At 40.8% G+C, this 5,003-nt stretch carries 6 protein-coding genes; all 6 read left to right on the plus strand.

Annotated features, from left to right (window positions below; translation table 11 throughout):
* Positions 1 to 590: DNA translocase FtsK (locus LD39_RS18650; protein WP_035551594.1), on the plus strand; the 590-nt coding region annotated here is incomplete at its 5' end.
* A gap of 114 nt (positions 591 to 704) precedes the next feature.
* On the plus strand, positions 705 to 1,817 hold the full coding sequence (locus LD39_RS18655) for a nicotinate phosphoribosyltransferase (protein WP_035551597.1): 1,113 nt from the start codon (positions 705 to 707) through the stop codon (positions 1,815 to 1,817).
* 252 nt (positions 1,818 to 2,069) lie between these two features.
* The gene (gene murC, locus LD39_RS18660; protein ID WP_035551601.1) at positions 2,070 to 3,362 is read left to right on the plus strand and encodes a UDP-N-acetylmuramate--L-alanine ligase; all 1,293 of its coding nucleotides are present in this window, start codon (positions 2,070 to 2,072) and stop codon (positions 3,360 to 3,362) included.
* Between the two features lie 203 nt (positions 3,363 to 3,565).
* Entirely contained in the window at positions 3,566 to 3,985 is a 420-nt protein-coding gene (locus LD39_RS18665; protein WP_035551604.1) for a DUF948 domain-containing protein, read from the plus strand.
* A gap of 12 nt (positions 3,986 to 3,997) precedes the next feature.
* Entirely contained in the window at positions 3,998 to 4,438 is a 441-nt protein-coding gene (locus tag LD39_RS18670) for a YtxH domain-containing protein (protein ID WP_035551606.1), read from the plus strand.
* A gap of 66 nt (positions 4,439 to 4,504) precedes the next feature.
* Positions 4,505 to 4,828, plus strand: coding sequence for a bacillithiol system redox-active protein YtxJ (gene ytxJ / locus LD39_RS18675; RefSeq protein WP_035551609.1), 324 nt, complete (start codon positions 4,505 to 4,507; stop codon positions 4,826 to 4,828).
* Positions 4,829 to 5,003: the final 175 nt, after the last annotated feature.

A 5,003-nucleotide genomic window follows, 5' to 3' on the forward strand; every position in this document is an offset into this window, starting at 1 on the left:
ATGTAGAGGATTCCATTTGCCGGATCGCACAGAAGGCAAGAGCTTGCGGCATTCATCTGCTTTTAGCGACGCAAAGACCATCGGTAGATGTCATTACCGGCCTGATCAAGGCTAATATACCGACTAGAATTGCTTTTAGCGTTTCCTCCCAAGTGGATTCACGTACGATTATTGATTCTGGAGGTGCGGAAAAGCTGCTTGGTAAAGGAGATATGCTTTTTGTTGAAAACGGTTCTGGCCAGCCACGCCGGATACAGGGTGCTTTCGTATCGGATGACGAAATTGAACGAGTAACTCGCTATGTGAAGAAAATCGCTCCGCCAAACTATCTGTTCCATCAAGAAGAGCTGATCAAGCAAATATCATCAGAGGAAGATACCGATGCTTTGTTTGATGAAGCGGTACAATTCGTGGTCGAACAAAATGGAGCCAGTGCCTCCCTTCTGCAACGACGATTTAAAGTAGGATATAACCGGGCGGCTCGCTTGATTGATCAAATGGAGGATTACGGGATCATTTCTGAACAAAAGGGCAGTAAGCCAAGAGATATCTTGTTAACAGAACAGCAAATTCAAGAAATGATGGAGTAAAACCTATCGTTCTTGTGTGTGAATTTTTCTAAATGCTTGTGCATTTGGTCCCGATTTTATATGATTGACTATGAATGAAATTTTAACGACCTCAATTGTTTAAGGAGTTTAGTCATGAAGGAAATAGGACGTAAGCTGAACGGTGAAATCAGCCGCTTAACAAATAAAACATTTAAATTTGATGAACGTGTAGCTGAAGGATGGTTCTCTGCTGTCTATTTTTTGAAGACAAGAGACATCGTTGAGAGTCATCTTCCTAATAACAAAGTAACGATGCAGTTCTTTCAAAAAGATGAAGCTGTATTGTGTGGAACAGATGAAGCCATTGCGCTTATCCACACATTCGCTGAGCACCCCGAAGAATTGGAGATCCATTCTCTGAAGGACGGAGATAAGATCAGCCCTTATGAAACGGTGCTAACTATTACCGGACCTTATCAGCATTTCGGTTTTTTGGAAGGAATCATTGACGGAATTCTAGCAAGAAGAACCTCTGTAGCTACGAACGTTTACAATGTCGTGAAAGCTGCCCGATCGTCCGGCCGCCAGAAACCGATTATTTTCATGGGTGATCGTGATGATCATTTCACCCAGCAATCTGGCGATGGTTATGCGGCATTCATCGGTGGTTCTACCGCCCAGGCTACTCATGCGATGAACGAATGGTGGGGGAAAGAAGGAATGGGTACCATGCCCCATGCCCTTATCCAAATGTTTAAAGGGGATGTTGTAGAAGCGACCAGAGCTTATCAGAATCAATTTCCAAACGACCAGTTGATGGCTCTCGTTGATTACAATAATGATGTAATCACTGACTCTTTGAAGGTTGCGCGTGAATTCGGAGATGATCTGAAAGGAGTCCGGGTTGATACATCCAGGAACTTGGTCGATAAGTACTTCTTACGCAATCAACATTTGATGGGAACCTTTGACCCTAGAGGGGTGAACCCTGAACTCATTTTTGCTTTAAGAAGGGCTTTGGACAAAGAAGGTTACCAACACGTCAAAATCGTTGTCAGCGGAGGCTTTACAGAAGACCGTATCCGCTCATTCGAACAGAAAAAAGTCCCTGTAGACATGTATGGTGTAGGGGGAAGCCTGCTGAAAATCGGCATTGGTTTTACAGGAGACAATGTGTACATCGATGGAGAACCTGAAGCAAAAGAAGGGCGCCGGTATAAGCCGAATCCTCGCTTAGAGTATGTTCAGTATCAAGAAGAACAATAAAATACAGAAAAAGGCACATACGAATCTATCGTTCGTGCCTTTTTTAATGTAACCGGATTGTCATTGATTTAAATGACAATCCGGTTACATAAAGTATGGAACACTTTTTCTCTCAACTGTTCCATGATAAGATAAGAAAGCGTTCTGCCAAAACGAGTAGTTTTTAGGTTAACAAAAGACGAAATGGCAACTTAACGAATGTTACATATACTATACTTAAAGTGACCCACTTTATTTTGGAGGTTCTTGTTTATGACAACTTACCATTTCATTGGTATCAAAGGAACAGGAATGAGTTCGCTTGCCCAGATTCTGCATGATTCAGGTAAGAAAGTTCAGGGATCCGATGTTGAAAAACATTTCTTTACTCAAGAAGTATTAGAAGCAAAAAATATTGAGATCACGCCTTTTTCTAAAGATAATATCCAAGAAGGGCTGACGGTTATCGCCGGGAATGCCTTTGGAGATGACCATGAAGAAATCGAGGAAGCAAAGAAGCGTGGCTTACCTTTTTACCGATATCACGAGTTTTTAGGTGATTGGTTACAGCAATATACAAGTATTGCTGTAACAGGTGCGCATGGGAAAACGTCTACGACAGGTCTGCTTGCCCATGTACTATCAGAGAATTATCCAACCTCTTACTTAATAGGAGATGGAACTGGGAGGGGGCATGAGCAAAGCCAGTATTTTGCTTTTGAGGCTTGCGAGTACCGACGTCATTTCCTGGAGTATCATCCCGATTATGCGATCATGACGAATATTGATTTTGACCATCCTGACTATTTTTCAAGTGTAGATGACGTCTTTGATGCTTTTCAACAAATGGCGAAGCAAGTGAAGAAAGGAATCATTGCTTGTGGGGATGACGAGCATCTCCAGCATATCCAAGCCAATGTACCTGTTGTCTACTATGGCCTAGCCGATACAAATGATTTCCAAGCACAAAATATTCAGGAAACGGATCATGGAACGACCTTTGATGTATTTGTAAGAAATAATTTTTACGAAACGTTTATGATTCCGCAGTACGGAAACCACAATGTTCTTAACGCTCTTAGTGTGATTGCCATATGTCATTATGAAAATATGACTCCAGATCAGATTAAAAAGCTTGCCACATTCAGAGGCGTCAAGCGGAGGTTTTCAGAGAAGGAGTGGCGCGATCAGATTCTTGTAGACGATTACGCCCATCATCCAATAGAAATTACAGCTACAATTGATTCAGCGCGCAAAAAATATAGAGAGCGGCCCGTAGTCGCTATTTTTCAACCTCACACGTTCACAAGGACTAAAACCTTTCTGAATGAATTTGCTGAGAGTTTAGAACAAGCTGATCACGTATATCTTTGTGATATTTTTGGGTCAGCGAGGGAAAACGAAGGAAAGCTCACGATTGAAAATCTTCAGGAATTGATACCACAATCCCAGGTGCTTCAGATTGATGAAGTTGACCAATTGAAGTCTTATGAGAGTGGAGTTCTATTGTTTATGGGAGCAGGAGACATTCAGAAATTCCAGAAAGCATATGAAGACTTAAATTAGTGAAAAAGTGCGGATTCTGTAAGGGTCCGTACTTTTCTTTTTACATTTTCTTAATCAAATTTACCGAACATGAGATTTTTTAAAGGAAAATCGCTTACGTGTATCGAATAAAACCATTTATAGCGATATCCGTTTAAAAATATACAAATATGGGTATTTACTAAAGTGTAAAAAAATACATACTGAAGGAGTGTGCAGGGGGAATGATAATAATTCTTTATATTGCTGCATTAATTGCTGCAGTAGCTTTTGCTGTTCTCGTCATTTTCTTGGCAAGGACACTTACAGCTGTACGTCGCACCATGAATAACGTTGCTGACACACTTGAAGGTGTTGAGAAACAAATGGAGGGGATTACCCTCGAGACAACAGCCCTCTTGAACAAAACCAATAAATTAGCCGAAGATGTCGGAGAAAAATCACAGAAACTAAACACATTGGTAGATGGCGTCAAAGGCATAGGTGACACTGTTCAAGAGTTCAATGAGTCCATTAGATCTGTATCCAGAGGATTGACAAAATCAGCGGACAGCAATACGGACAATGCGGCTCAAGCCATGAAATGGGGGCAAGTAGCCATTAATTTATGGAAGAAAGCGAAAAAAGAAGAAGTAAAATCATAAGGAGGAATTTTGATGAGTGCACAAAACAACAATCAATCAAATGGTAATGGGAGAGATTTTGTTCTAGGTTCTTTAATCGGTGGTCTTGTAGGAGCGGTAGTAGCATTGTTATTCGCCCCTAAATCAGGCCGAGAACTTAGGGAGAACATTAATCAAAGTTCTAGCGATTGGAGAGAACGTGCAGGAGAATGGAAAGATGTAGCCTACGAAAAAAGCGGCGAGTGGAAAAACCGTGCAGTAGAATCTTCTTCTCAAATCTCTAAAAACGTATCAGAAAAGTCACAGGAACTTGGAACGAAAGTGAAGGATTCAACAAAATCTTTGCAAGATCGATTCCGCAGTAATGAAGATGATGAAGCAGAAAAAGCTGCACAGGAAGTTGCAGAAGCTATTGAAGAAGCTGCTCAAGAACTTGAAAAGCAGCAAGACTCTACAACATCATCCAACCTTTAATATCATCAGTCCAAATAGTGGAGGCTCTCAGCCTCCGCTATTTTTATCGAATTAGGAGGTTCTAAATTGAATCAACAAGTATTGCACACAGAAGAAGAATTTCATAACCTTTTACAAACTGAGGAGAAATTCTTCTTGTTCAAACATAGTTTGACTTGCCCAATCAGCGCAGCAGCAAGAAATGAATTTGAAAATTTTATAGCAATAGCTCCTGTACCCTGTTATATCCTGCATGTGCAAGAATCTAGACAGCTCTCCAACAGCATTGCTAAAGAGTTTAAGGTTCGACATGAGTCCCCTCAGGCACTATTGTTCGAAAATAAAAAGGTTGTTTGGAATGACAGCCATGGAGCAATAACTAAGAACCGTCTAAGAAGGTTAGTAGAATAGGAAGAGCTGGGCCAAGGGGACGGCTCTTTTTTTATTCAGAGCCGTTCAGAAACCTACAGAGCCGTTTTAATTGGTCATGAGTACAAGATCATCCCTTTCTCGATAAAAACCCTGAGTGAACTTGCATTTTACATTTATAAAAACGGATTTGGATGTATAAATTTAACAAAAATGA

The sequence above is a fragment of the Halobacillus sp. BBL2006 genome (assembly GCF_000786645.1).
GTDB lineage: Bacteria > Bacillota > Bacilli > Bacillales > Halobacillaceae > Halobacillus.